The sequence below is a fragment of the Promicromonospora xylanilytica genome (genome assembly GCF_054782895.1).
The window spans coordinates 62,056-86,809 of sequence record NZ_BAAGRP010000003.1 but is presented as its reverse complement, the minus strand read 5'-3'; the positions used below and the strand labels follow the sequence as shown (position 1 = coordinate 86,809).

At 71.2% G+C, this 24,754-nt stretch carries 26 protein-coding genes and 1 tRNA gene; 12 read left to right on the top strand and 15 right to left on the bottom strand.

The genetic code is table 11. From position 1 onward, the window contains the following. Positions 1 to 6: 6 nt before the first annotated feature. Positions 7 to 1,266 carry an Nramp family divalent metal transporter gene (locus tag ACYVK7_RS03990; protein WP_460886388.1) on the bottom strand — a complete coding sequence of 420 codons (1,260 nt, stop codon included), beginning with the start codon at positions 1,264 to 1,266 and terminating at the stop codon, positions 7 to 9. 109 nt (positions 1,267 to 1,375) lie between these two features. Here ACYVK7_RS03990 and ACYVK7_RS03985 point away from each other — a divergent pair, with 109 nt between their 5' ends. The 4 genes from ACYVK7_RS03985 to ACYVK7_RS03970 all read left to right on the top strand — a co-directional run bounded on the left by ACYVK7_RS03985 (position 1,376) and on the right by ACYVK7_RS03970 (position 6,247). Beyond that, positions 1,376 to 2,683 carry a glycosyltransferase 87 family protein gene (locus ACYVK7_RS03985; protein WP_460886387.1) on the top strand — a complete coding sequence of 436 codons (1,308 nt, stop codon included), beginning with the start codon at positions 1,376 to 1,378 and terminating at the stop codon, positions 2,681 to 2,683. A 159-nt stretch (positions 2,684 to 2,842) separates the two neighbouring features. Beyond that, on the top strand, positions 2,843 to 3,988 hold the full coding sequence (locus tag ACYVK7_RS03980) for a glycosyltransferase family 4 protein (protein ID WP_460886386.1): 1,146 nt from the start codon (positions 2,843 to 2,845) through the stop codon (positions 3,986 to 3,988). 1 nt (position 3,989) lies between these two features. Next, the gene (locus ACYVK7_RS03975) at positions 3,990 to 5,276 is read left to right on the top strand and encodes a glycosyltransferase (protein ID WP_460886385.1); all 1,287 of its coding nucleotides are present in this window, start codon (positions 3,990 to 3,992) and stop codon (positions 5,274 to 5,276) included. Beyond that, positions 5,273 to 6,247, top strand: a complete 975-nt coding sequence (locus ACYVK7_RS03970; RefSeq protein ID WP_460886384.1) for a GDSL-type esterase/lipase family protein — start codon at positions 5,273 to 5,275, stop codon at positions 6,245 to 6,247. Before ACYVK7_RS03975 ends, ACYVK7_RS03970 begins: the two co-directional genes overlap by 4 nt. Positions 6,248 to 6,254: 7 nt before the next feature. On the opposite strand, the gene ACYVK7_RS03965 is transcribed toward ACYVK7_RS03970, so the two are convergent. Together ACYVK7_RS03965 and ACYVK7_RS03960 are read right to left on the bottom strand one after the other, a co-directional pair. Beyond that, complete coding sequence (locus ACYVK7_RS03965) at positions 6,255 to 7,130, bottom strand: NAD(P)-dependent oxidoreductase (protein WP_460886383.1); 876 nt, start codon at positions 7,128 to 7,130, stop codon at positions 6,255 to 6,257. Beyond that, on the bottom strand, positions 7,127 to 8,017 hold the full coding sequence (locus ACYVK7_RS03960; RefSeq protein ID WP_460886382.1) for an NAD(P)-dependent oxidoreductase: 891 nt from the start codon (positions 8,015 to 8,017) through the stop codon (positions 7,127 to 7,129). The genes ACYVK7_RS03965 and ACYVK7_RS03960 overlap by 4 nt, the downstream gene beginning before the upstream one ends. A gap of 112 nt (positions 8,018 to 8,129) precedes the next feature. Between ACYVK7_RS03960 and ACYVK7_RS03955 the strand changes: the two genes are divergently transcribed. Next, entirely contained in the window at positions 8,130 to 8,510 is a 381-nt protein-coding gene (locus ACYVK7_RS03955) for a winged helix-turn-helix transcriptional regulator (protein WP_460886381.1), read from the top strand. 56 nt (positions 8,511 to 8,566) lie between these two features. Here ACYVK7_RS03955 and ACYVK7_RS03950 read toward each other — a convergent pair whose 3' ends face one another. Both ACYVK7_RS03950 and ACYVK7_RS03945 read right to left on the bottom strand, forming a co-directional pair. Then, on the bottom strand, positions 8,567 to 8,974 hold the full coding sequence (locus ACYVK7_RS03950; protein ID WP_460886380.1) for a carboxymuconolactone decarboxylase family protein: 408 nt from the start codon (positions 8,972 to 8,974) through the stop codon (positions 8,567 to 8,569). Positions 8,975 to 9,129: 155 nt separating this feature from the next. Beyond that, positions 9,130 to 9,624, bottom strand: a complete 495-nt coding sequence (locus ACYVK7_RS03945; RefSeq protein ID WP_460886379.1) for a nuclear transport factor 2 family protein — start codon at positions 9,622 to 9,624, stop codon at positions 9,130 to 9,132. A 51-nt stretch (positions 9,625 to 9,675) separates the two neighbouring features. Between ACYVK7_RS03945 and ACYVK7_RS03940 the strand changes: the two genes are divergently transcribed. Next, positions 9,676 to 10,260: a TetR/AcrR family transcriptional regulator gene (locus ACYVK7_RS03940; protein ID WP_460886378.1), complete on the top strand. Its 585-nt coding sequence runs from the start codon at positions 9,676 to 9,678 to the stop codon at positions 10,258 to 10,260. Positions 10,261 to 10,395: 135 nt separating this feature from the next. Here ACYVK7_RS03940 and ACYVK7_RS03935 read toward each other — a convergent pair whose 3' ends face one another. From ACYVK7_RS03935 to ACYVK7_RS03925, 3 genes are all read right to left on the bottom strand, one after another. Further along, complete coding sequence (locus ACYVK7_RS03935) at positions 10,396 to 10,707, bottom strand: type II toxin-antitoxin system PemK/MazF family toxin (protein WP_460886377.1); 312 nt, start codon at positions 10,705 to 10,707, stop codon at positions 10,396 to 10,398. Then, on the bottom strand, positions 10,704 to 10,970 hold the full coding sequence (locus ACYVK7_RS03930) for a hypothetical protein (RefSeq protein WP_460886376.1): 267 nt from the start codon (positions 10,968 to 10,970) through the stop codon (positions 10,704 to 10,706). The genes ACYVK7_RS03935 and ACYVK7_RS03930 overlap by 4 nt, the downstream gene beginning before the upstream one ends. 624 nt (positions 10,971 to 11,594) lie before the next feature. Then, positions 11,595 to 12,227, bottom strand: a complete 633-nt coding sequence (locus ACYVK7_RS03925) for a hypothetical protein (protein ID WP_460886375.1) — start codon at positions 12,225 to 12,227, stop codon at positions 11,595 to 11,597. A 255-nt stretch (positions 12,228 to 12,482) separates the two neighbouring features. Here ACYVK7_RS03925 and ACYVK7_RS03920 point away from each other — a divergent pair, with 255 nt between their 5' ends. The 3 genes from ACYVK7_RS03920 (at position 12,483) to ACYVK7_RS03910 (ending at position 14,535) form a co-directional block, all read left to right on the top strand. Next, positions 12,483 to 13,220: a tyrosine-type recombinase/integrase gene (locus tag ACYVK7_RS03920; protein WP_460886374.1), complete on the top strand. Its 738-nt coding sequence runs from the start codon at positions 12,483 to 12,485 to the stop codon at positions 13,218 to 13,220. A 572-nt stretch (positions 13,221 to 13,792) separates the two neighbouring features. Continuing rightward, positions 13,793 to 14,020 (top strand): hypothetical protein, encoded by a 228-nt coding sequence (locus ACYVK7_RS03915; protein ID WP_460886373.1) that lies wholly within the window; start codon positions 13,793 to 13,795, stop codon positions 14,018 to 14,020. Between the two features lie 89 nt (positions 14,021 to 14,109). Beyond that, complete coding sequence (locus tag ACYVK7_RS03910) at positions 14,110 to 14,535, top strand: tyrosine-type recombinase/integrase (RefSeq protein WP_460886372.1); 426 nt, start codon at positions 14,110 to 14,112, stop codon at positions 14,533 to 14,535. Positions 14,536 to 14,610: 75 nt separating this feature from the next. Here the strand turns inward: ACYVK7_RS03910 and ACYVK7_RS03905 are convergent. Continuing rightward, a tRNA-Ser gene (locus ACYVK7_RS03905) sits at positions 14,611 to 14,697 on the bottom strand. Between the two features lie 194 nt (positions 14,698 to 14,891). Here ACYVK7_RS03905 and ACYVK7_RS03900 point away from each other — a divergent pair. Further along, complete coding sequence (locus ACYVK7_RS03900; protein ID WP_460886371.1) at positions 14,892 to 15,605, top strand: GntR family transcriptional regulator; 714 nt, start codon at positions 14,892 to 14,894, stop codon at positions 15,603 to 15,605. A gap of 2 nt (positions 15,606 to 15,607) precedes the next feature. Here ACYVK7_RS03900 and ACYVK7_RS03895 read toward each other — a convergent pair whose 3' ends face one another. From ACYVK7_RS03895 to ACYVK7_RS03885, 3 genes are all read right to left on the bottom strand, one after another. Next, positions 15,608 to 16,210, bottom strand: coding sequence for a hypothetical protein (locus ACYVK7_RS03895; protein ID WP_460886370.1), 603 nt, complete (start codon positions 16,208 to 16,210; stop codon positions 15,608 to 15,610). 2 nt (positions 16,211 to 16,212) lie between these two features. Further along, complete coding sequence (locus tag ACYVK7_RS03890) at positions 16,213 to 16,446, bottom strand: hypothetical protein (protein WP_460886369.1); 234 nt, start codon at positions 16,444 to 16,446, stop codon at positions 16,213 to 16,215. Between the two features lie 170 nt (positions 16,447 to 16,616). After that, on the bottom strand, positions 16,617 to 17,651 hold the full coding sequence (locus tag ACYVK7_RS03885) for an arabinan endo-1,5-alpha-L-arabinosidase (protein ID WP_460886368.1): 1,035 nt from the start codon (positions 17,649 to 17,651) through the stop codon (positions 16,617 to 16,619). A 249-nt stretch (positions 17,652 to 17,900) separates the two neighbouring features. Here ACYVK7_RS03885 and ACYVK7_RS03880 point away from each other — a divergent pair, with 249 nt between their 5' ends. After that, positions 17,901 to 18,857 (top strand): transglutaminase-like domain-containing protein, encoded by a 957-nt coding sequence (locus ACYVK7_RS03880; protein ID WP_460886367.1) that lies wholly within the window; start codon positions 17,901 to 17,903, stop codon positions 18,855 to 18,857. A 10-nt stretch (positions 18,858 to 18,867) separates the two neighbouring features. On the opposite strand, the gene ACYVK7_RS03875 is transcribed toward ACYVK7_RS03880, so the two are convergent. Both ACYVK7_RS03875 and ACYVK7_RS03870 read right to left on the bottom strand, forming a co-directional pair. Further along, entirely contained in the window at positions 18,868 to 19,677 is an 810-nt protein-coding gene (locus tag ACYVK7_RS03875; protein ID WP_460886565.1) for a Sir2 family NAD-dependent protein deacetylase, read from the bottom strand. A 231-nt stretch (positions 19,678 to 19,908) separates the two neighbouring features. Next, a complete protein-coding gene (locus ACYVK7_RS03870) occupies positions 19,909 to 20,343 on the bottom strand; it encodes a nucleoside deaminase (protein ID WP_460886564.1) in 435 nt (144 codons plus the stop codon). Positions 20,344 to 20,531: 188 nt separating this feature from the next. On the opposite strand from ACYVK7_RS03870, the gene upp reads away from it, so the two are divergent. Next, entirely contained in the window at positions 20,532 to 21,167 is a 636-nt protein-coding gene (gene upp, locus ACYVK7_RS03865; RefSeq protein ID WP_460886366.1) for a uracil phosphoribosyltransferase, read from the top strand. A gap of 10 nt (positions 21,168 to 21,177) precedes the next feature. Here upp and ACYVK7_RS03860 read toward each other — a convergent pair whose 3' ends face one another. After that, complete coding sequence (locus ACYVK7_RS03860) at positions 21,178 to 24,654, bottom strand: RNA polymerase sigma factor (RefSeq protein ID WP_460886365.1); 3,477 nt, start codon at positions 24,652 to 24,654, stop codon at positions 21,178 to 21,180. Positions 24,655 to 24,754: the final 100 nt, after the last annotated feature.

Here is a 24,754-nt window from a genome sequence, read left to right as displayed (position 1 = left end):
GCTGCGCTACCCCGCGAGCGTGAGGTAGAGCAGCGTGACGTTCAGCGCGACGATCACCCCGGCGACCACCCAGGCCAGCACCTGGGTGGTCAGGGCGTTCCGGTGCTCGCCCAGCAGCGCACGCTCCCGCGTGAGGCGCACGAGCGGGATCATCGCGAACGGGATGCCGAAGCTCAGTACCACCTGGCTGACCACGAGGAGCCATGTGGGCGAGATCCCGGTCATCAGCAGGATGATCGCGGGCAGCAGCGTGACCACACGGCGGGTCAGCAGCGACACCCGGACCCGGAGCAGGCCGGACATGATCTCGGCTCCCGCGTAGGCACCCACTGACGTGGACGCCAGCCCCGAGGCCAGCAGCCCGATCGCGAACAGCACGCCCACGACGGGCCCGAGCGCCCCCGTGATCGCGGCGTGCGCGCCCTCGATGGTGTCCGTCCCCTCCCTGCCGGGCAGGTTCGCGGCCGCGAGCAGGAGCATCGCGATGTTCACGCCGCCGGCCAGGATCAGTGCCAGCACCACGTCGATGCGCGTGGCCCGCAGGATCCGCCGGGTCGGTGTCTGGGTCTGGCCCGGTGTCGGCGGCTGGGTCGCCGGCGTGTGCAGGTGGTCCCGGGCGAGCGAGGAGTGCAGGTAGATGGCGTGCGGCATCACCGTGGCGCCGAGCATGGAGGCGGCCAGGAGCACGGAGTCGGCGCCGGCCAGGCGGGGCACCAGGCCGGCCAGCATGGCCGCCGGGTCGGGCGGGGAGAAGAACAGCCCCGCGCAGAAGCCCACCGTGAGCACCGCGAGCATCGACGTGACCACGCCCTCGAAGGCCCGCTGGCCCCGTCTCTGCTGCACCGCGAGCACCAGGAGCGACACCACCCCGGTGATGATGCCGCCCAGCACGAGCGGCACGCCGAACAGCAGGTGGAGAGCGATGGCCCCGCCGATCACCTCGGCGAGGTCGGTCGCCGCCGCCACGACCTCGGCCTGCACCCAGTAGGCGAGGCGGGCCGGCCGGGGCAGCCGCTCCCCCAGCACCTCCGGCAGCGACCGGCCGGTCACCACCCCGAGCTTGGCCGACAGGTACTGCACGAGCACGGCCATCGCGTTGGCCGCGACGAGCACCCACACGAGCAGGTATCCGAAGCGCGCCCCCGCCGTGAGGTTGGCCGCCACGTTTCCGGGGTCCACGTAGGCGATCGCCGCCACGAAGGCGGGGCCGAGCAGGACGAAGAGGCGAGCGCGGCCGGCACGAGGCCCTGCGACGGTGCGGGTCATCTGTTCTCCAAGAAGTTCGGGTACCCGAACTCTAGCTCGCGGATGCCCGAATTCGCACGTGTCGCACCCGGCCGCCGACGCGATCACCGATCAGTGCAAGGATGTGGCCGTGCCGAGCGCGTCAGACATTTCGACAACGCCCAAGGCCGTGGGCAAGGACATCCTGCGGTCCGTCACCCGTGTGCTCTCCTCCTGGCCGGCCCTGTGGATCGGGTTCGCCCTGGCCCACGCCTGGATCATGCTGCAGGCCTGGGTCTTCGAGCAGCAGATCTTCGGTGACGTGAACCTCTACGAGTGGTGGGTCCGCAACGGCATGGACGTCGGGTGGTGGCCCGTCTTCAACTACGACTGGGTGTACCCGATCGGCGCCCTCGCGCCGATGGCGGTCCCCGCCCTGCTCGCGGACTCCACGCACGGCTACTACTGGGTGTGGATGGGCCTCGTCACGGCCGCCAATGCCGTCGCGGTGCTGCTGCTCGGCCGCGCCCGCCCGCACGGCCGGGCCGCCGTCTGGTTCTGGCTCGCCTTTCTCGTGCTGCTCGGCCCCATCTGGATCGGGCGCCTCGACGGCGTGCTCGCACCGATCATCCTGATCGCTCTCCTGGTCGCGGCCCGCCGCCCCGCGCTCGCGATGACGCTCGCCACGGTGGGCGCGTGGATCAAGATCGCCCCGGGTGCGGTGGCTCTCGCACTGGCCGCGACGGCATCGGGTACCAGGACGTTCCTGTGCAACGTCGTGCTGCCCGGCGCGGCGGTGTGCGCCGTGGTCGTCGGCACGGCCTTCGCGGGTGGCGGCCAGGACAACGTGCTCGAGGTGTTCGGCGAGCAGGGCGACCGCCAGCTGCAGGTCGAGGCCGTCGCCGCCACGCCGTTCACCGTGGCGCGGCTCTGGGACTCCTCGATCCGGGTCGAGTACGACACCGTCATCTACACCTACGAGGTGCTCGGCGCGGGTGCCGACGCCGTCGCGCAGGCGCTCGACGTCGCCCTCCCCGCCGCCGCGGTGCTGCTCGCGGCGCTCACCTGGTGGGCCGCCCGGCGCCGGCCCGATCGCGTCGGCGACGTCCTCCTGCTCGGGGCGGCGGCGGAGCTGCTGGCCCTCATCGTCTTCAACAAGGTGGGATCCCCGCAGTTCATCGCCTGGATCGGTCCTCCGATGGCTGCGGCGATCGCCCTCGGCAGCCGCAGCCAGGGCACCCGGCGCACCTGGTTCCTGCCCGCCCTCGGTACCCTCGTCGCCGCGCGGCTCACGATGGAGATCTACCCGCTCCGGTACGGCGAGTTCCTCGGCGGCTGGCCGCTGGCCACCACCGTCGGCGCGGTGCGCAACATCCTGCTGGTGGCTCTGCTGGTCGGCGCGGTCGTCCGGCTCGTCCAGGTCGTACGGAGCCGTCACCGGGCACCCAGGCCAGACTAAGGGTCCGTTCAGGGGTGTTCCCCATGCCAGGTGGCGAGTGGCTCCGCTACGGTCAGTACGTGACATCGTGTGCAGCGGTAACCGGCTCGACGCCACCCGTTCCCCGACTCGCCGCACGGAAGACTTCGTCCGGACATCGACGACCGGCAGGTTCGTAACGTGCGAGTAGCCATCGTTGCGGAGAGTTTCCTCCCGCAGGTCAACGGGGTCACGAATTCCGTCCTGCGGGTTCTCGAGCACCTGCATGAGCGAGGGGACCAGGCCATGGTCCTCGCGCCCGACGCCGACGCGTCCGTCGGACACGTCCCGCCGTTCGTCAGCGGCGCGCCTGTCGTCGAGCTGGGTTCGATCGGATTTCCCGGGTACCCGGACGTCAGGCTCGTCGTCGGCAAGAAGTGGCGCACCGAGCGGACCCTCGCGACGTTCGCGCCCGACGTCGTCCACCTGGCATCCCCGTTCATCCTCGGCTGGCGGGGCATCCTGGCCGCCGAGCGGCTGGGGCTGCCGAGCGTCGCCGTCTACCAGACCGAGGTGCCCGGCTATGCGGCCCGCTACGGGCTGGGCGGCTTCGAGCCACTGCTCTGGAAGCGGGTCAAGGACATCCACGAGCGCGCGACCATGACGCTCGCGCCGTCCACGGCGACCATGCGACAGCTCGAGGACCACGGCGTGCCCAACCTGCGGCTGTGGGGCAGAGGCGTCGACACGCAGGCGTTCCACCCGCGGTTCCGGGACGAGGCATGGCGCCGCAAGGTCGGTGCCGGCCGGGAGATCCTCGTGGGCTACGTGGGCCGCCTCGCCGCGGAGAAGCAGGTCGAGGCGCTGCGCGTGGTGCAGAACCTGCCGGGCGTGCGCCTCGTGATCGTCGGTGACGGGCCCGAGCGCGAGGACCTGCGTCAGATCCTCCCGGCCGCCCACTTCACCGGGCTGCTGCGCGGGGCCGAGCTGTCGCGCGCGATGGCCAGCCTCGACGTGTTCGTCCACCCGGGCGAGCTCGAGACCTTCGGCCAGACGCTGCAGGAGGCGCACGCCAGCGGGGTCCCGGTGGTGGCGCCCGCCGCGGGTGGCCCCCTGGACATCGTCCGGCACTCCCACGACGGCTGGCTGTACTCTCCAGGTGACCACGAAGCGCTCCGCGCCCGCGTCGTCGACCTGGTGGGAGACGAGCGCAAGCGGCGTGCGTTCGGCACCGCGGCGCGCGAACGCGCCGAGGGGCGCACGTGGCACGACATCTGCTCCGAGCTCATGGGGCACTACGACGACGCGATCCGGGTGCACGCGAGAGCCGGCTCAGCGGAGGTATAACTTGCGAATCGTCCACGTCGCGAACTTCTACAGCCCCCGTTCGGGGGGCATCCGAACCGCGATGCACGCCATGGCCGGGCAGTATCTGTCCCGGGGGCACGAACCTGTGCTCGTCGTGCCGGGAAAGCGGGACGGGGTATCGCTCGTGGACGGCGTCCGCGTCGTCAGCCTCGCTGCACCACGCGTGCCGTTCTCCGGCGGCTACCGCGCGGTGGTGCAGCCCGGCAAGATGCGCGGCCTGCTCGAGACGCTCGCACCCGACCGGCTCGAGGTGAGCGACCGCACCACGCTCGCCGGCCTGGGCGACTGGGCCCGCGAGACCGGCGTCCCGTCGCTCATGATGCTGCACGAACGGGTCGACGGCGTGCTGCGGTCCTGGATCCCCGGCGCGGCGGCAGGCGGCCGGGCGGCGACGCTCGGCGCCGCCGTGGCTCCCGCTCTCGCCGACCGGTACAACCTCGCCACGCTCCCCCGGTTCGACCGCCTGGTGGCCACCACCCAGTTCGCCGCCGGCGAGGTCGAGCGCCTGTCCGCCAGGAGCCGGGGTGCGGCGCTCCCGCCGTTGTACCGGGTGCCGCTGGGCGTGGACCTGGAGCGGTTCCGGCCCGACCGGTACTCCGACGAGGCCCGCGCGCTCTACGCGCCGCCGGGCACGGCCCTCATCGTGCTCGCGAGCCGGCAGTCCGCCGAGAAGCGCCCTGATCTGGCCGTGGACGCCGCCGCTCAGCTCCTGCGGGACGGGCGCGCCGTGCGGCTCGTCGTCGCGGGAGCCGGGCCGCTCCTGCCCGCCATGCGGCGCCGCGCCGAGGAGGCGGGCCTACCCCACCGGTTCCTCTCCTTCATCCCGGACCGCGACCGGCTTGCAACCCTGCTGACGTGCGCCGACGTGGTCGTCGCCCCGGGGCCGATCGAGACGTTCGGGCTCGCGGCGCTCGAGGCGCTGGCGTCCGGGACACCGGTGGTCTGCAGCTCGTCGAGCGCCCTGCCGGAGGTGGTCGGCACCGCCGGTGCCGCCGCCGCGCCGGACGCGGCGGCGCTGGCCCTCGCCCTGCACGAGGTGCTGGACCGCGACGTGGACGAACGCCGCAAGGCCGCGCGCGCCCGGGCCGAGCTCTTCCCGTGGACCGCCACCGGTGACGCGATGATCGAGCTGCACTCCCGCAAGGCCTTCGACCTGGCCCCGGACCCGAAGGTCCCGGAGCTCGCGCGCCTCGAACGTGCGCCCCTCCCGGTAGCCGGAGGCCCGACGGACCCGATCCACGTGCGCCCAGGGGCGACGGTGAGATGACCGCGTCGGCGGGACGTGAGCGCTGCGAGCTGGTCGCCCTGGGCGACTCGATCACCGTGGGCGTTGGCGACACCGTCGGCCCCGACGCCGTGCACGGACCCGGCTGGGCAGCGCACCTCGCCACCGTGCTGGGCGTCGACTCGTTCACCAACCTCGCCACCAGCGGCGCCCGCTCCCGCGACGTCGTCGGCGCGCAGCTCACCGCCGCGCTCACGGCGCGGCCACGGCTCGCCACCGTCGTGGTCGGCGGCAACGACGTGCTCCGCAGCGACTTCGACGCCCGGCTCGCCCTCAGGGACCTGCAGCGGTGCGTCACCGAGCTGTGCCGCGCCGGCGCCGACGTGGTGCTGGTGCGGCTACCCGTGATCGGCCTCTTCGAGCTCGCTCCGCGCCTCGTCCGGCGCGTCATGCGGCGCCGGATCGCGCTGATCAACGCGGCGGTCGACGAGGTCGCGGCGGCCGTCCAGCCGGGGGCGCAGCCCTCCGCCTCGGCCCCGGTTCCGGTTTCGGCTCCGCGCGACGCGGGGCCGGGCCCGGTGCCCGGGCGGGTGGTCGTGGTGGACGCCGCCCAGGCGATCGCCCCGGCCGGCGCCAAGGCGTGGCACGTCGACCGCGTGCACCCGTCACCGGCCGGGCACCGAGGACTGGCCCTGGCCGCGGCGCGCGCCCTCACGGACCTGGACCCTCGGCTGTCCCCGGAATCGTCCGGGGCGGACGGCGCGGCGCGGACCGACGTGCTCGCCGCCCGGCTCCCGGCGGCCCCCGACCCGCCGTCGGTAGGGGAACGGCTGACCTGGCTGCTGACCGCGGGGCTGCCCTGGTGCGTGCGCAGGGGACGGGACTTCCTGCCCGGCCTGCTCCGGGCCGTCGTGCACGACCTGCGCGCCGAGCGCGCGTTCGCGCCCGGCGGCATGGTGACGAGCCTCGCCGACTCGGGGCTGGATCCTCGCCGGCGCATCCGCAGGGGCTGACCAGGCCCTACCCGGTGGGCCGCATCGCGTCGATGATCCGGGTCCAGTTGTCGCCACCGTGCCCGTGGTCCCGGGCCCAGGTGTAGTAGGCCTGGACGGCGGCGGGCAGCCCACGGTCCACGCCGGACGCCTCGCTGGCGGCGACGACGTGGTCGGCCGTGGCACCCATCATCGTGACCGTACTCAGATGGCCCGGATGCTCTCCGGCCTCGATCTGCACGCCGGGGTTCTCACCCACATCCAGCATGTCCGAGATGCCGGCGAGGGTCCGCATCAGCTCCGGCACCGCCGCCGTCGCCCGGACGCCGCCGGACTCGAGCAGGGCGGTGGCGTGCAGGAGCGAGGCGAGCGAGGTGAGGAACACGTCGAGGTTCGCCTGATACATGAGCTGTGCCAGGCCGGGGTCCTCGCCGAGGTAGTGCGGCTCGCCGATCGTGCCCAGCGCGTGCCGGGCGTCCGCCAGCACATCCGCCGGACCGCTGTAGTAGACGTACGCGGCCTCGGTGCCCACCATCGGCGCGGGCGTCATGACCCCGCCGGTCAGGAACCGTGCGCCATGCTCCGCCGCCCACGCCGCGCCCTCGCGGGTGCGGTCCGGGGAGTCGGAGCTGAGGTTCACGAGCGTGCGGCCGGCGAGCGCCTCCGTCGCGGGGCCGAGGATGTCGTACATCGCCTGGTAGTCGGTGAGGCTCAGGATCACGAGCTCGCTCGCCGCCAGGGCGTCGGCGGGCGAGTCGGCGAGTGTCGCGCCGGCCGCCACGACGTCGGCCGCGCGGCCCGGCGTCCGGTTCCAGACGGTGACCTGGTGGCCCTCCTTCAGCAGGGCGTGGACCATGGCCTGCCCCATGGGGCCGAGGCCGATGAGGGTGACGGGGGTGGTCATCGAAGGGCCTCCACTCGGCCGGCGCGCAGGCTCTCGTAGAGCCGTGCGAAGCCCTCGGCCCCGTGGCCGTCGGCGATCTGCCCGCTGATCAGCTCCTGGACGGCGGCGACGGGTGCCGGGTCGACGCCCTGTTCCTCGCTCGCGCGCACGATGTGGCCGAGGTCGGAGAAGTCCAGGCTCTGCTGGCCGGGGACGGTGTAGTCCCCGCCGTCGACCACCGCGGCATACCCTGCGAAGCCCGCCGTCATGGCGCTGAGGAACGGCGTGGCGCGCGCCGCGAACTCCGTGGCGGTCACGCCGACGGATCCGGCCATCGCCGCGCCGTGCAGGAACCCGGCGAACATCGTGTACATGCCCGAGAGCATGGCCAGGTCGAACAGGGAGGCGAGGCCGGCGTCCTCGCCGTCGTAGGTGCTGGTGGCCCAGAGGTCGAGCACGGGGCGGACGGCGTCGAAGACCTCACGGGACCCGCTGTACAGGATCGACGCCTCCGGGGCGCCGATCATGGGCGGGGTGGCCATGATCGCGCCGTCGAGGTAGCCGACGCCGTGGCCGGCCGTCCAGGCGGCGAGCTCGCGGGCCTCGTTCGGCGTGGTGGTCGTCAGGTTCACCAGGACGCTGCCCCGCATCCGTCCGATCACGGGGTCGAGGGTCTGGTGCACGGAGGCGTGGTCGAAGAGGCAGGCGATCACGAGGGGGTGGGAGCTGACAGCCTCGTCGGCCGTCGTCGTGGCCGTGGCGCCTCGGGCGCCGAGCTCGTCGGCCCGGCCGGGAGTGCGGTTCCAGACGGTCACGGCGTGACCGGCGTCGAGCAGGGTGGTGGCGAGGGCGCTGCCCATCGCGCCCAGGCCCAGCACCGCGACGCCGGTGCCTTCTGGGTGGGTCATCAGGATCTCCTCGGTAGGTGGGTACCTGCCCATGCTCGGCGGGCGACGTACGATCAGGGAAGTACCCACTAATTACTGCGGTACTTACCAATTGGTACGTGGGAGGAGCATGATGACGAAGGCGCCCCGCACCGGCCCCTACATCTGCGGCATCGATGCCGCGCTCGACGTCGTGAGCGGCAAGTGGAAGGGCCTCATCCTCTGGGAGCTCGACGAGCACGGGGTGCGCCGGTTCGCGGAGCTGCGGCGCGGACTACCGGGGGTCAGCGAGAAGATGCTCACCCAGCACCTCCGTGAGATGGAGGCGGACGGCCTGGTGCACCGCCAGGTGCACGCCGAGGTGCCGCCGCGCGTCGAGTACTCGCTCACGGAGCACGGCCGGGCGCTCAACGCGGCCCTCGCGCCGCTGGGCGCTTGGGGTGTCGAGCGGATCCGGCGGGAGCGGTCCGACCTGGTCGAGCACCGCGACGCGGCGGCGCTCCCCCGGCCCTGAACCAGGCCCGCGGACGTGAGGGCCGGGGCGCTGGTCAGGCCCGGGGCGGGCGCTGGTCAGGCCAGCGGCAGCAGGTCGCGCTCCGCGAACACCTTCTTGGCGATCGCCACGGCGTTCAGGGCTCGCGGGATGCCGCAGTAGACGGCGCTCTGCAGGAACGCCTCGATGATCTGCTGCGGGGTCAGCCCCACGTTGAGCGAGGCGTCGACGTGCACCTCGAGCTGTGCCTCGGCGCCGCCGAGCGCGGTGAGCATCCCGAGGGTCACGAGCTGACGCTGCTGCGGCTCCAGCTCGGGCCGGGAGTAGATGTCCCCGTAGCCCCACGCGACGATCTGGTGGCCGAGCTCGGGGGCGATGTCGGCGAGGGATTCGATGACCCCGTGGCCCGCGTCCCCGTGCACCGTGTTCAGGACCGCCTGGCCCGATGCGAATCGTTCCGCGCGCAGGGTCTCGTTCTCCGTCATCGTGGATCTCCTTCTGGGCTGCCGGCATGGGGGGTGGTGCTCGATCAGTGACACAGGAGCAGCGCCGGTGGGCGCGCTCCAAGTCCAGCCCATGACGGGGTGCGGACGCAAGGCGTCTGCGCAGGTCACTATCGCTTTTGCTGCGCGTTACGGGCCTACCCGGCGAGAGCCGTCTGGAAGATGCCGAAGTTTCCGGTCATCCAGAGGGCCGTCAGCTTGACTCCGGCGATCTTCCATCCGTCGGGCGTTCGCTCGAACGTGTTCGTGTAGTACCCGTAGACGGTCTGGTCGCTGTCGCCGGTGCTGTTCGGGAGGTGGTGGCTGGCGCGGACGTAGGCGACGCAGGTCGCGTGATCGTCGTCGGCGAAGGTGATGACGTGGTTCGTGATCATGTGCTGTGTCGCCGTGAAGGACTCCATCCGCGGGGCGGTCATGCTGACCCAGTCGTCGGCTGCGAGGCGGACGACAGGCTGGCCGAACCCCTCGCTGAAGTCGACCTCGACCTCGTCCGTGAAGCAGCTCCGGAAGAGCTTCCAGTCGCGGGAGTCGGTTCCCGTGGCGTAGCGCAGCTGGACGTCGCTGATGTCGGCTCGGTCCAGCAGCCGGCGCAGGCGGTTCTCGTGGCCCAAAGTTTCGTGTGACTGTGTCATATGACATGACTGTGCGGCACTCATATGACATTGTCAAGTAGGATCATCGCCGTGGTGACACGAGCTGAATCTGCCGCGGCGACCCGGAGCGCCCTCGTGCGCGCCGCGTCCGAGCTGCTGGACGAGGGAGGGCCCGACGCGGTGACGCTCCGCGCGGTAGGCGCTCGCGCCGGGGTCTCGCGGGGGGCGCCGTACGGGCATTTCGAGAGCAAGGAACGCTTGCTGACCCATCTCGCCGTCAACACCTGGAGCTCGCTGACAGAGCAGGTGGAACGGTTGCGCGCCGACCCGGAAGCCTCCCCGGGGAGTCGGCTGGAGAGTGCTCTGCTGGCACTCATCGAGGTCGGCCGTGCACGACCGCACCGGTACGCGCTGATGTTCAGCACCCCGGCGGACGACCCGGAATCCGCCGCGGCCGCGAGCCGCCTGGAGAACGAGTTCCTCACCATCGTCGCGGATCTGGTCGGCGAGTCCGACGCCCCCCGCTACGGAGCTCTGCTGATGTCGAGTGCACACGGGATCGCGGGACTCGAGGTCAGCGGCCACCTACCGAAAGAGAAGTGGCAGGTCGACGGAGATCAGCTCGTGCGCATGCTGGTCGATGCGATCCGGCCCGGCAGCGGCGGGCCGACGTGACGAAGGGCCCCTGACCGCAGATCACTGCGGTGAGGAGTCTCGGGGTGCGGTAGCGGTGGACTCGGTACAGCGGTTTGCTCCATGTGATGTGTGGTTGGACCACAACTCCGCTGAGCTGCGCGTTTACCTGCCAGGCTAGGAGGGGTCGATCAGGGTATGGATGATGGCGGCGACGGCGGTCGTGTCGTGCCCTGTCGGGTCATGGCGGGTGACGCGTTCCAGGGACACAGTGCGAGGCTGCTCGCAGATCGCGTAGGACTTCGGCGCGACCTCGACGCGGGTCGGCCACGGCTTGTCGGTGCTGGACAGGGGGACCACGATCGCCAGCCGCATGGATCGATGCTGCCGGGCATTCGACAGGACCAGGTGCGGCCGATGCTTCGCCTGCTCGCGACCGACTGTGGGGTCCATGGACAGCCAGATGACATCACCGCGCTGAACGATCACGCGGTGGTCTCCTGGGCACGGATCATCCGCTCCTCGACGGCGTACTCGCCCTCGGCCGGCCACGCGCCCTCTTCCCGGGCCTGGGCCTCGTACTCGTCCGGGTCGATGGCGTCCATCGCCTCCCAGAACTGGCGGCGCTCGTGCTCCGCGATGAGGGCCGCCACTGTCTCGTCTGCCGTCTTGAGCGGCTTGCCGTTGAACTTGACCTGGGCGAGCCGCTGCCTCGTGGCGCGTGCAATGGTGATGGTCGTTGTCTCGCTCATGACATCTACAATGACAGATTCCATGGCCCCGGGGAACCCGTATGGGTGACACAGACACCCGATCGAGTGACAGAGACACCCATACGAGTGACGTCACGCTCTCAACCCTGCGGGTCGCGCCCGATGTCCAGGTGGTCATGGACCTACTGGTTCAGCGAGCCCGACAGCGACTCCCCGAGGCGAATGTCATGGGAAGTCATGGATTCGAGGCACGAGAAAGGCCCCCGACCGCAGATCACTGCGGTGAGGGCCCTTCAGGTGCGATAACGGTGCGTTCGGGGTGGGCGTCGTTCGGCCCCCTGCCACGTTCTTCGTCGTCGTGGTGCCGGGTCAAGACTGGCGCTTGCGCCACCGCGCAGTGACGCGGAGCGGCCTTGACGTGGTGCCTCGTCGATGAAGATCCTCCGAGAGCCGGACGTCGTTCCACTGGTGAGATGACCCGCTCACCGCTCCCCCGCCTCGTGTCCGACGGCGGATGGTCTGGCTCGCCAGCGTCGTGCGGGCGGTTGTTAGGCGGGTGCTCGACGTGGCCGGCTACGGGTGCCGGCCACCGTGACCGTCCGCGATCTGCAGTCCGCCACCAAGGTCTGATTCGCCTGGTGTTCACCCGCTCCTGGACAACACCTAGCCCCGGAGCACCGAGTAAACCGCGTGCAACAGGCGGTCCTTCAGAACTCCGTGCACCTGGTCGACCCTGAGATCAACCGCCAGGGCCTCGAACGTTTCGTCGTGGAACATGAAGAAGTAGTGCTTGAGCCTCTGCGACCACCCACCTTGGTGGAGGCGGTGGACGGAGTTGATGCGTTCCTCTTCGGCGATCCAGGGCGAGTTGTGGACGATGTGAGGTTCGTATGGTTCGAGTCCTCGGCCGAACAGAGGGTGTCCGCTGATCACTTCGTCGTTCGGGCCGCCGAACTTGGTCGCGTGGCAGCGCCCGAAAGTGAACTCAAGTAGCTGCGCTGGCATTGCATCGGTCGGCGACACGACCGTGGCGTAAGTCCCGTCCCAGTTCGGGTCGACCGCAGATGCGTAGCAGATCAGCACGGCGGCGGACCTGTTCGAGACGAGGTGCGGCAGCGGTGCTCCTGGGTCCCACTGCGCAGCCAGGTCAATCGGTTCGGCCCACGGCTCACCTCGTGCTGCCGCAAGCTGCCTCTCAGCTTTGGTTAGCTCTCTATGGGCCTCACGGTCGGTGTAGCCCGAGGCCACCAGCCGATCTCGTGCCGTTTCCACGGCCCGTTCGAGCTTTCGTGTCACCTGCGCATCCTTGCACGTCCCCCTCAACGTCAGATCGCCACCTAGCGCCGGCGGAGAACAAGGCTCGAAGAAGCACTCAACATCGAGTGGTGGCCGGCGCCGCAGGCGGGGGTGCGGTGGGGGTGCGGCCGGAGGTGCCCCCGGGCGCCGGAGGTCGCGGGGTCCCCACCGCGGGGTCCCCACCGCGGTGCCCCGCCGTAGGCGCGGCCGGCGCGGCGTAGCCGCGCCCTTGATCCAGTTCGTGACGCAGTGACAGTGCGCAAGCCAAAGCGAGGTGCAGTCCACACGCTCAAGCTCGACGAGATCGTGCAGCTGCGGGCCGCTGTTCGTCGTTGGGAGGACCGACCGCCGGCTACTCGAGGAAAGCGGAGCATCACGCTCCTCCCCCAGATCGTGGACGGGCTGCGCATCGGTGAGTGCCTGGCACTGCGGCAGACAGACCTGAACCTGGACACCGACGTGCCGACGCTCACCGTGATGGGCACTGTCGTTCGCGTCGAAGAGACGACACCGGCGGGAATCGTCAAGGGCCGGCTGGCACGTCATGCCAAGCCGAAGTCGGACACCTCGCGCCGCACGATCACTCTGCCGGACTTCGTGGTCACGGCACTCCGTGAGGCGATCGGACTCGGGCTCGACAGCGGGCCGGACAAGCTCGTCTTTCCGTCGGCGGAAAGAACGCCCCGCTCCCCCGGTCGAGTTCGTGAGCAGTTGCGCCAGGCTCGCGAGGGAACGGGTCTCAAGGTGAGGCCACACGACTTCCGTCGAACGATCGCGACTCGGGTGGCGAACGAGACCACGATCGGGAACGCAACAGCGCTGCTCGGTCGAGGGAACGACCGTGCGGTTATGTGGATCGGACGCACATCACCCCGGACCTGCGGATCGTCATCGATCAACTCGTCCGACAGGCGGAAGCCGAGAGCACCCCAGAAGCCAACTCGGAGTGAAAACGGAGTGCCCGGCACGACGAAGGCCCCCAGATCCGCATGATTTAGCGGTTGGGGGCCTTCAGTGTGCGGTAGCGGTGAGCTCAGCACGGCGGCTTGTTCCACGTGATGCGCACTTGGACCACAACCCGGTTGACCTGCACGTTTACCTGTCACGGGTTGTATCCCGTCGGCTGGGATCTGCCCGGGCCAGACCTGAAAGTGATGTGTAAATCATGGCTGGTCGCGCGGGCCTGTGACCCAACATGCTCCTGCTTCGGGGTCCCTGTTCCTCCGTCATCCGTTGGCGCGGGGCACGTCTCGGACATCGGTTCTGCTGGCAGTGCAACAGGTCCCGCTCGTGCAGCTCGTGGTGCGGTGGTGCCGGGTGTCGGCGGGACCTGTTGCGCTGCCGGCGGGTTCGGTGTCAGGGTCCCGGTGAAGCCAATGGGTGGCGGAGGGGCAGGGGCGCCGCGGTCCCTCGATCCTCTTGATTCCGGCAGGTGTCCGCCGGAGGCACTAAGACGCGCCGGTCGGCGCACGACACGCAGAGAGGTTACGACGATGCCTTCTGACGCTCGTGCTGCTCGAGTCCGATTCCTGACGACCGAAGAAGGTGGACGACGGACAGCGCCTGTGTCAGGCGTTCGGTCGCAGATCGAGCTCGGTGGCTTCCAGTCGTCATGCGTTGTCGAGGACCTCACGGGGCGCACGGATCTCCCGCTCGGCCAGAGCATCGAGGTTCAGATCCGGATCCTCTTTGAAGACTGGGCCGGTCCGGCGTTCGCCCGGGCCAAGGCGGTCGAGCTCTACGAGGGCGACAAGCTGGTCGCTACCGGCGAGTTCCACGCTCCGAATGACTAGGAGCACGCCCTAGCTGCACAACAAGAGACGGTCTCGACCACTGGAGTCGGGACCGTCTTCGTCATGTTCGGGGCCGGTAGGCCGTCGGGGTGCGGTGGGGTGCGCGCAGGGCGCGAAGCGCCCGGAGCGCGGGGCCCCATCGCGGGCCCCCGCCGGCCGGACGGCCCAACGCGCCGGAGGCGCGCCTTGACGGTGGTCCGGATCGTTTGGTCTTCCCCTCGACGGAGGGAACGCCGCGCTCGACCGGCCGCGTGCGCGAACAGTTGAAGGAGGCTCTGGAGGGCACCGGCGTGACGGTGAGGCCGCACGACTTCCGCCGCACCGTGGCGTCTCTCCTGGATGCTCAGCTCGACACGAAGACGGCAGCGGCACAGCTCGGGCACTCGACGGAGGCGACGACGCTGCGGCACTACGTCAAGCGGACGCACATTGCGCCCGACGTGCGGGTGGTCCTGGACCTGCTGGTCAACCAGCCAGACAGCGACTCCCCCGAAGCGAATGTCATGGGAAAGTGATGGATTTGGGGGAACGACGACGGCCCCCGACCGGCAAAGATGCTGGTCAGGGGCCGTTTCGTTCGGTCCGGAACGCGGTAGCGGTGGGATTTGAACCCACGGTGGACTTTCACCCACACACGCTTTCGAGGCGTGCTCCTTAGGCCGCTCGGACACGCTACCTTTGCCCACCACAACAGCAGCGGGCCGTAGCAGGATACCTGGTCGAAGCCCCGTTCCACGAATCGGCCGCGGCACCCCCGTCACACGGCGCCGAGCAGCCCCCTCGTCCTAGGACTGTCCGACGACCCGACCCGCCAGTTCCTCCCGCCGCGCCGCTTCATCCGGCGACCCGCGTACGACCGTAGAGTGGGTGCATGGCGACGACCGCTGACGCAGAGCCCGTTCCCGACACTGCGGCAGACAGTGCCGAGGCCAAGGCGGGCGACCTCGTCGAGCGCACAGCGGCCTCGATCCGGTCGTGGATCATCACGGGGAAGGCGAGGCCGGGCGAGCGCCTCTCCGAGAAGGCGGTCGCCGAGACCCTCGCGGTCTCCCGCAACACGCTCCGCGAGTCGTTCCGGGTGCTGACCCACGAGAACCTGCTCGTCCGGCGTCCGCACGCGGGTGTCATGGTGGCCGTCCCGACGCTCGCGTCGATCCTCGACATCTACCGTGTGCGCCGCATGATCGAGGGGCAGGCCTTGCGGGGCGCGATACCGGGCCACCCGGCGACCGGCATCATGCGCGACGCCGTCGAGAGCGCCGAACGGGCACGCGACGAGAAGGACTGGCGCAGCGCCGGCACCGCCAACATGGAGTTCCACCGCGGCATCGTCGGGCTCTGCGACAGCGCGCACCTGGACCGGCTCTACGCCACCGTCTCGGCGGAGCTGCGCCTTGCGTTCGGCCTGCTGGCGAACCCGGAGTACCTGCACGCGCCCTACGTGGCCCGCAACGCGCGGATCCTGCAGCTGACCCTTGCCGGGGACAGCGCCGCGGCCGCCGCGGAGCTCGACGAGTACCTCGTCCAGTCGGAGCGCACGGTGGCGGCCGCGTACTCCCGGCGCACACCGGCCGAGCCCGCCTGACCTCACCGCACGGGCAGCACCGCCAGCAGCTCCTCCAACTGCTGTCTCGTGTTCGCGACGTACCCGTCGCGCAGGCGCATCGCCGCGTCCCAGACCTCTCGCTCCCCCGGTGACTGCCGTTCCAGCACGGTCATGTTCTCGGTGAGGTCGAGCCGCCGGTTGAAACCCTGGACGGCGTCGCGCCAACGGTGCAGCCCGGTCACGAGCGTCGTGTCCTTGCGCCGGTCGAGGGCGCCCGAGACGAGCGCCGCGTCGACGGCGGAGACCGCCAGCCTGGCGAAGACGGCCCGCGGACGGTGACCCTCGGCCCGGGCGAACTCGTTGTCGGCAAGGACCGACCGGTTCCGCTCCAGCTCGCGGCGGATCGCGGCGAGCACCTGAGCGTGCCGCTCCGCCTCGCTGCTCAGCCGCTCCACGATGAGCCCGGTCAGGCCGGCCACGAGCGTCAGCGAGTTGACCGCCGGCTCCCAGCGCGGTTCTCCCGGCAGCACGAACCACAGGACGCCGAGCACGAACGCGGCGGCGAGCAGCCCGTAGGTCACGGCGGCGACAGTCGCGCGGGCGCCGTTCACGTGCCGGTCCAGCATCCGGCCCGGGCCGGGCACGGTCAGGCCCAGATGGTGAACGGCCGGTCGTCCAACCGCTGCTCCGCGGGCGCCGGAGCGCCCACGACGTAGACGCGGTCGCAGGGGCGGAGGACGTCGAGGATGCGCTCGAGGGCAGCCGCGGCGCCGTCGTCGTCCATGACCGCGAGGTCCACGTGCAGGGAGAGGACTCCCGCTCGGACCAGCAGACCGAGACGACGCCCCACGGGCTGCTGCTGCACTGTCGGTTCGGCCATGTCGGTCATCCTCCGGCGTGGGCGGGCAGATCTCGCTGCACAACCAGGCTAGCCCCGTCGGACAGAACTATCTAGATCGTTGGACAATTGGCCACCGGCCGAGTGCTGGGAGTCGCGGGACCTGACGGCCAGAACCCGCGAATCCCCAGCACTCGACACAGGAGCGATGGTCAGTAGACCGACGGCCAGCCCGCCGAGTCGTAGGACAGCAGGTTGATGCCGAGGCGGGACGCACCGCTGTCGGTGTAGTAGTGGTAGAAGAGCGCGTCCGCGTCGTTGTCAGCCAGCACCGCCTGGTGCCCCGGGCCGTGGATGTTCCCGTGGCCGGCGAGGATCTCCGTACCGCCGCCCAAAGTCATCGGAGTGCCTGCCCGGTCGACGTACGGCCCGGTGACCGACGTCGAACGGCCCACCATCACGCGGTACGTGCTGTTCGCGCCCTGGCAGCACGCGTCGAACGAGACGAACAGGTAGTAGTAACCGCCCCTGTGGTGGATGGTCGGCGCCTCGATGGCGCCGCCGCCGCGGCCGGCGATGCTGTGGAGCTCGGTGCCGGACCGCTTGCCCGTCGAGGGGTCGAGACCGATCATCTTGAGGCCCGACCAGAAGGAGCCGAAGCTCAGGTACCAGCGACCCGACTGGTCGATGACGAGGTTGGGGTCGATCGCGTTCCAGCTGTCCGACGTCCTCGACTCGATGACGAGCCCGTGGTTGGTCCACGAACCCTGCGCGCCCGTGGTGCTCGTGGCGAGAAAGATGCCGGAGCGGTTCGAGCCGAACGTCGAGGCCGAGTAGTACAGGTAGTAGCGGCCGTTGACGTACGTGATGTCCGGGGCCCACACGTGGTTGCTGCCGTTCGTGTAGGCGTGCGCCCACGGGACGCCGTTCGGGAACGCCGCCCCGGCGTCGTCCCACCGGGTGCGGTCGGTGGACGTCTTCAGCGTGACCCCGTCACCCGTGTGGGCGAGCAGGTAGCCGCCGGCGGGCGTCTTGACGACCTCGGGGTCGTGCACGCCGGTGCTCCCGGTGACGACACCCGGGTTCGGGTAGTCGGCCACGGCGGTCGGCGCGGCGGGCGCCGCCACACCCGCCGCCGTCGTGCCCGACGCCGCCGGGCTGATCGCGAGTCCCGCCGCGACGAGCAGCGCCACGGCCGCCTGTCGACGTCGGGTGCCGCTGGTGGATCGTGCTCGGAACTGGTGCATCGTTGCCTCCGTCCGGTACGTGCCAACAGCGACGGAGCCCGGTTGTGAGCGCTCACATTCCAGGGCCGGACCGTCGTCGCTCCGGCTTCTACAAGGTTGTAGAACAGTGTGGGGCGGGTGAATTGGCACGTCAAGGGGTGGAGGCGACCAAGGCATCATGTGTCGGGCCCGCACCGTGCTCCGGCGGCGGGGCTGTCACATCTTGCGCGTCGCGAGGTACTGTTCCGACACCGCCGAGGGAGGACACCGATGCCCGCGCCCACGCTCTTCGACTACTCGGACCACAGTCCGTACTCGAACCCCGGAAATCACGCAGGATACTTCTCCGAGCTGAGCACCGACCCGGAGGAGCTGCACCGGTTCGTCTGCTCCGCCGTCATGCACTACCGGTCCGAGGGCCCGGCGCTGACCGAGACGCAGAAGGCCGATCCAGACCGCCGCTGGCTGACCTCGATCCTGGACGCCGCCGAGACCCGTGCGCCGCTCGACGGGCCGCGCACACGGGCGCAGCAGGTGGCCGGCTGCTGTCGCGACCACACGCTCCTGGCGCTCGGCGTGCTGCGCACGCAGGGAATCCCGGCACGGTCCCGGATCGGGTTCGCGACGTACTTCACGCCGGGCTGGAACAGTGACCACGTCGTGGGCGAGCGCTGGGACGGCGACCGCTGGGTACGGTTCGACCCGGAGCTCGACCAGGACGACTTCGACTTCGACGTCAACGACATCCCCACCGGGCCCGGGTCACCGTTCCTGACGGCCGCCGAGTCGTGGCTCGCGATCCGCGGCGGCACCGCCGACCCGGAGACGTTCGGTGTGGGGCCGGACCTGCCGCACCTGCACGGCAAGGACTTCGTGCGGTACTACGTGCTGTTCGAGGTGGCACACCGGCACCGTGACGAGCTGCTGCTCTGGGACCTGTGGGGCCCGGAGCTGGGCACGCGGTACGTCCGCGAGGCCGGCGGCGGGCAGGTGGCGACCTGGGTCGAGGAGTCCGGCCTCCCGGGCACCGACATGTCCGACGCCGAGTTCGATGCCGTCGCCGACGAGCTCGCCTACCTGCTCGTCGCCGCCGACGCCGGGGACTCCGAGGCGGCCGACCAGCTCGCCGAGCTGTACCGCGAGGACGTGCGGCTGCACCCGGGCGAACGGGTGCTGACGCTCTCCCCCACGGGCCACGCCGCCATCACGGACCTGTCCGCCCACTGACCCGCGTCGCTCAGAGACGCTCGGCCAGCTGGGCCAGGACGTCGCTCGTGCCCGACTCGATCTTCACCGTCGCGTACTTGTCGCCCCGCGTGATCCCGCGGTTCACGATCACCACGGGCTTGCCCTCGGTCGCGGCGTGCCGCACGAACCGCAGCCCGCTCATCACGGTCAGGGACGAGCCGGCGACGAGCAGCGCGTCCGCGGAGTCCACCAGCGCGAAGGCCCGCTCCACCCGCTCGCGCGGCACGTTCTCGCCGAAGTACACGATCTCGGGCTTGAGCACTCCCCCGCAGAACTCGCACGGCGCCGGCTTGAAGTGCGCGGTCGACTCGATGACGGCGTCGGCGTCGGGCGCGATCTCGATGTCCGCGACGTCTCCCACGGACTCCAGGAAGCCGGGGTTGAGGGCGTCGAGCCGCTCGGCGAGGTGCGTGCGCGAGATGACGCGGCCGCAGGTCAGGCAGATCACGCGGTCGTAGCGTCCGTGCAGGTCGATGACGTTGCGGGAGCCCGCGTCCTCGTGCAGCAGGTCCACGTTCTGCGTGATGATCCCCGCGAGCAGGTCACGCTCCTCGAGCCGGACGAGCGCCCGGTGCCCCGCGTTCGGCACCGACCGGTTCACGTGCTGCCAGCCCACGTGGTTACGGGCCCAGTAGTGGCGGCGGAACTCCGCGTCGCCCACGAACTGCTGGTAGGTCATCGGGCTGCGGGGCGGGGAGTCGGGCCCCCGGTAGTCGGGGATGCCGGAGTCCGTCGAGATGCCGGCACCCGTGAGCGCGGTGAACCGCAGGCCGGTCAGCACCTCGACGGCGTCGTCCACGGTGGTGCGGGCGACCTCGACGGGTTCAGGGTTCCACGTGGTGGGTCGAGCTTGAGGGAACACGCCTACGAGGGTATGCCGAGGGAGGCCCCACGGCGCCGCTCTGTGTTCCATTTCGCACAAGGCGGCACCCCGCTGACCCGAGATCCTCTTGCATCGACGCACCGGGTGCGCACGCTGCTCGACCAGCTGCACTCCGCGTTTGCCACAGGTCTGACGGCGGCGCAGCGGCTAGCCCCGCCGCACCTCGAAGAACTCGCGGAGCAGCGCCCCGCACTCCACCTCGCGCAGGCCGCCGAGCACCTCGACCTCGTGCAGCGCGCGCTGGTCGCGCACCAGGTCCCACACGGATCCGGTGGCGCCGGCCTTCGGGTCCCAGGCGCCGAGGACGAGCCGTCCCACCCTCGCCTGGACCAGCGCGCCCGCGCACATCGGGCACGGCTCCAGGGTGACCACGAGCGTGCAGCCGTCCAGCCGCCACTCGCCCCGGGCCGCCGCCGCGGCCCGCATCGCTAGCACCTCGGCGTGGGCGGTCGGGTCCCCCGTCGCCTCTCGTTCGTTGTGCCCGACGCCGATCACCCGTCCCGACTCGTCGAGCACCAGCGCACCGACCGGTACGTCGCCGGTGTCGAGGGCCCGCCGGGCCTCGTCGAGGGCCACGCCCATCCAGCTCTCCCAGTGCGCGCGGCGTTCGGCCGCGCTCAGGGCGCTCAGTCCCGCTGACCAGTCAGACACACAGGTCACCCTAGTGACCCCTGCGTCCGCCAACCGGGTGAGGACGGGCGGTGTGGCGCTGGCAACGTTTCGAGGCGCCCCGCGGTCCCTGCGGGGTGCCGCCCGGTAGCGTTGGGCCCATGCGCCTCCACGTCGTCGATCACCCGCTGGTCGCCCACAAGCTGACCGTCCTGCGGGACGAGACCACCGCCTCACCCACCTTCCGCCTGCTGGTCGACGAGCTCGTCACGCTGCTGGCCTACGAGGCCACGCGCGACATCGTCACCGAGCCGCACGAGGTGCGGACGCCGGTCACCACCATGACGGGCACCCGACTCGCGTCGCCGCCGCCGCTCGTGGTGCCGATCCTCCGGGCCGGGCTGGGCATGCTCGACGGCATGAGCCGCCTGCTCCCGACGGCGGAGGTCGGGTTCCTCGGCCTCGTGCGTGACGAGGAGACGTTCAAGGCCGTCACCTACGCCAACCGCCTGCCCGACGATCTCACGGGTCGGCACGTCTTCCTCATCGACCCGATGCTCGCCACCGGCGGCACGCTGGTCGCGGCCATCGACTACGTGCTGGAGCGCGGCGCCCGCGAGGTGACCGCGGTCTGCCTGCTGGCCGCCCCCGAGGGCATCCAGGCGCTCGAGGAGCACGTGGGCGACCGGCTGAACCTGACCGTCGTCGTCGCCGCGGTCGACGAGCGTCTCGACGAGCGGGCCTACATCGTGCCCGGTCTGGGTGACGCTGGCGACCGCCTGTACGGCATCGTCTGAGCCCGGGGCGTCAGGCCTCGTCGGCGGGCCGGCTGCTGCACTCCGCGAACCACGGCCAGCGCGGCCGCTGCGTCTCGGGCGTGAGCGCGGAGGTAGCGGCGGGCGCGGCCGGCGTCGGCTCGCACACGTCGCCGATGCAGACCTTGCCGTCGACGAAGAACGACTGCTCCACCGTGTGGCCGCGCCCCTCGAGCTGACGGGTGAGCCGCACCGTGACGTTGCCCTCGCGGCTGATCGCGGTCTCCCTGATGAGCTCGAGCGTGGTGGCCCCGCCCGCGGCGACCTGCTGCTCGGGACCGACCTCGCCGCTGCTGTCGCGGACCAGCACACCCAGCCAGTCACGTCCCGACCCGTTGTTCACCGTCGCCGTGAGGCGCACGTTGTGGTCCGCGCACTGCGCGGCGGTGTCGACCGAGACCGTCTCGGGCCAGGTGAGCTGGGCGCACGACTCGAACGCGACGTCCATCGTCCTGAGCGTCTTGCCCGCCGCCGTGAGGGTCGCGGTCCCGGTGCCCCAGACGACCGGGTACTCGATCGACATGACCTCCCCCGCCGGGACGGTCTTGGTCACGTCCCCGACGTGGAACCGCACGGGAAGGGTCGAACCCGTGTTGTCGGCCGTGACGACGAACGTCCGCACCGAACGGTCCTGCTGGGCGTCGAACACGCAGGCGCCTCCCGCGACCGGTGCGTCGCCGCTCGCCGGCGCGATCAGGGCGCCGCCATGGGGCGCCTTCGGGTTCGTCTGCGGCACGACCGGGCCGGCGGGCCGGTCGCCGTCGGTGTCCACCCCGCTCCGCGAGAGGCGGAACGTGACGTCGCCCTTCTCCAGGTGGGTGCGGTTCGTGTTCACGGTCAGGTTGACGGTGCCACCCGGCGCCACGGGGCGGCCCGGGGACTCCAGGACGGTGTCGCCCACCGGGACCGCCATGACGACGGTCAGCGACTCGTCCGACGTGTTGGTCACGGTGCCTTCCACGCCGACGGTGCCGCCCGCGTTGTAGGTCTTCGCGCTCGTCTGTGTGCCCCACGCGGGCGCGTAGCAGTCCGCCGCCTTGTGGTCGCCCGCTGGAACACGTGTCGTGTAGGTCTTCCCGTCCACCACGGTGGCCAGCACGAAGACCGCCTGGCCCGCCGGGACCCGCAGGCCGTCGGGGACGGTGAGCTGCGTGGACGAGCCGGGGGCAACGTCCTTCCCGGAGGAGGCACTGCCACCGGCCGCCTCGAGCGCGACGCGCACCGTGTGCTGCGTCGTGTTGGTGTACGCGCCCGTCACGACGGCGTTCGCCGTGCCGGCTCCGCCTTCGGCGAGGCAGGAGGCGCCGACCGCACCGGCACCGGCGCCGGCGTTCGCCCACGCCGACGTGACGGCCAGTGTGGCCGAGGCGGAGCGGGCGTGCCCCTTGGGGACGACCGGACGGACGTTCGCGGCACCGAGCACCGTGGGCGTCGCCGACGACGCGTCGGCGGCCGTCGTGACGTTCAGCGTGGTGTCCAGGGTGTCGCCGGGTTCCAGGGCCGCCGGGACCGTCCCGGCGAGCGGCGCGCAGAGCCACGCACCGGGCAGCGCGCCGGCCGCGCAGGACAGCTCGGGCTGCGACGTGGTGGGCCGGACGCCCTCGGGGAGCGTCACCTCGACCGACCAGCCGGCGGAGACCGCGCGGTCACCCGTGCTGACCACCCGGACCGGCAGCGCGGCGGTGCCAGGGCTCGCGAGCGAGACGTCGTCGCTCGCCGCGGACAGCTCAGGACCAAAGGCCGCCACCGTGCGGCCGGGAAGGTTGATCGCGACGTGCTCCATGCCGTCGGCCCAGACCTCCGCACCGACCGGGTAGTCGCCGCCGGAGTTGGCCTGCACGGGCACCTCGACATGGTGGTGCTGGCCCGGTGCGACCTCGCCGAGCGAGCAGACCAGCACGTTCGCCTGCTCGGTCGGCATGCAGGCGGCCGGGCCGTCGTCCGGGATCGGCCCCACGGTGGGCGGCGCGCTGGGAGACGAGCTCGGCATCGCCTGCGTCTCGCCGGACGTGTCGGGTACGCCTGCCCCGGCGTCTGCGTCGGACTCCGGCTCGCTCGCGCTGTCGGCGCTCGTGGGTGCTTGCGTGGCGTCGCCGGTGCCGGCGGTCGGCCCGGACGACGGCGTGCCGGTTCCCTCGCTCGGCTCCACGGACGTCGCCAGCACGCTGCCGACACCGGTGCCGAACGGGCCGTCCGGCCGCACCACGTTCAGCCCCTGGGGGAGCGTGATCTGCAGCTGGGTACCGGTGGTCGCGGTGTCGCCGGTGTTCTCGACCGTGAGGCCCAGCTTCTGGGGCTCCCGGGGCGCCAGCGGCTTCGAGGCGTCCGCGTAGTCGACGACGAGGTACGTGCTCGTGCTCGTGCTGGTGCCCTCGCCCGGCTCGACGTCGGTCGGGAGGACGGGCCTGCCCTGGACGTCCTCGGCCTCCGGCAGCGCCTGGCCGTCCGTCGTGGTGATCACCTGGTCCGCGAGCACGGGCTCGGCGGCGGGAGGTGCGGCGATCTGCAGCGCCGCGACCATGCCGACGGCGGCGACGGCGAGCGCGCCGGCCGCCACGCTGCCACCCGTGGCGGCCGCGGCGGCGGACGCCACCGCACCAGCGGTCGCCGAGACGGCGCTGGCCGTTGCCGAGACCGCTGACGACACGGCCCCGGAGAACGTGCCCGTCGAGGCGACGCCCACCGTCGCGGTCGCCGTCGGGGCGCTGCCGGCCGCCGCGCCCGCACCGGCCTTCGCCGCGGCGACCAGGCCACCGATCGGGGCACCGGCCCCGACGAGGGCGAGACCGCCGGCGCCGAGCACCAGCGGGGCGATGACGGTCTTCATGCCGTGCGCCACGTCGTGCAGCTCGAGCACGAGGGCGCTGCACGTGCCGCACGTCCCGAGATGGTCGTCGATCTTCGCGGTCTCCCGCTTGGACAGGCTGTCGCGTACGTAGCCACCGAGGAGCGGGTTCACGGAGCGGCAGGTGTCCGACGGCGCGTGCGTCAGGTGCTGCTGCAGGTACCCGGCGCGCAGCGCTTCCTTCGCACGGTAGAGCAGGGCGGAGACACCGTTGGGGCTGAGACCGAGCACCGGCGCCACCTGCGCGGGCTTCAGGTCGTCGACCAGCACGTACCAGAGCACCTCGCGCCACCGCTCGGGCAGGTCGAAGTAGGCCCTGGAGACCACGCTGCGTTCGAAGCCGGCGAGCGCCGGGTCGTCCTGGGAGGCGACCCTGCCGAGCACCGACTCGATCTCGTCGTCCGTGCTGGGGCGCGTACGGGCGGCTCCCCTGGAGACGTCGAACGACCGGTGGCGGACCACGGTGTACAGGTAGGGACGGAACCCGGTGTCTGGTCCGGCGCCGCGACGAAGCATCTCGAACAGCTTGCTGAACGCGTCCGCGACCACGTCGTCGGCGTCGGCGGGTGAGACGTACTGCCGCGCGAGCGCGCGAGCGGCCGCCGCGTGCCGCGCGTAGAGCACGCCAAAAGCGTCGCGGTCACCTGACCTGACCTGCAGGATCAGTTCCGCGTCGCTCGGAGTGCCCCCCGTGCTGCTCTCGGCTTGCTTCACGTCTACCCAG

What these genes read in the sequence shown, in the direction of transcription:
- ACYVK7_RS03990 (WP_460886388.1), bottom strand. Translation starts at nt 1,266, where the DNA reads ATGACCCGCACCGTCGCAGGGCCTCGTGCCGGCCGCGCTCGCCTCTTC.
- ACYVK7_RS03970 (WP_460886384.1), top strand. Translation starts at nt 5,273, where the DNA reads ATGACCGCGTCGGCGGGACGTGAGCGCTGCGAGCTGGTCGCCCTGGGC.
- ACYVK7_RS03965 (WP_460886383.1), bottom strand. Translation starts at nt 7,130, where the DNA reads ATGACCACCCCCGTCACCCTCATCGGCCTCGGCCCCATGGGGCAGGCC.
- ACYVK7_RS03960 (WP_460886382.1), bottom strand. Translation starts at nt 8,017, where the DNA reads ATGACCCACCCAGAAGGCACCGGCGTCGCGGTGCTGGGCCTGGGCGCG.
- ACYVK7_RS03955 (WP_460886381.1), top strand. Translation starts at nt 8,130, where the DNA reads ATGACGAAGGCGCCCCGCACCGGCCCCTACATCTGCGGCATCGATGCC.
- ACYVK7_RS03950 (WP_460886380.1), bottom strand. Translation starts at nt 8,974, where the DNA reads ATGACGGAGAACGAGACCCTGCGCGCGGAACGATTCGCATCGGGCCAG.
- ACYVK7_RS03945 (WP_460886379.1), bottom strand. Translation starts at nt 9,624, where the DNA reads ATGACACAGTCACACGAAACTTTGGGCCACGAGAACCGCCTGCGCCGG.
- ACYVK7_RS03930 (WP_460886376.1), bottom strand. Translation starts at nt 10,970, where the DNA reads ATGAGCGAGACAACGACCATCACCATTGCACGCGCCACGAGGCAGCGG.
- ACYVK7_RS03900 (WP_460886371.1), top strand. Translation starts at nt 14,892, where the DNA reads ATGGCGACGACCGCTGACGCAGAGCCCGTTCCCGACACTGCGGCAGAC.
- ACYVK7_RS03890 (WP_460886369.1), bottom strand. Translation starts at nt 16,446, where the DNA reads ATGGCCGAACCGACAGTGCAGCAGCAGCCCGTGGGGCGTCGTCTCGGT.
- ACYVK7_RS03885 (WP_460886368.1), bottom strand. Translation starts at nt 17,651, where the DNA reads ATGCACCAGTTCCGAGCACGATCCACCAGCGGCACCCGACGTCGACAG.
- ACYVK7_RS03880 (WP_460886367.1), top strand. Translation starts at nt 17,901, where the DNA reads ATGCCCGCGCCCACGCTCTTCGACTACTCGGACCACAGTCCGTACTCG.
- ACYVK7_RS03870 (WP_460886564.1), bottom strand. Translation starts at nt 20,343, where the DNA reads ATGGGCGTGGCCCTCGACGAGGCCCGGCGGGCCCTCGACACCGGCGAC.
- upp (WP_460886366.1), top strand. Translation starts at nt 20,532, where the DNA reads ATGCGCCTCCACGTCGTCGATCACCCGCTGGTCGCCCACAAGCTGACC.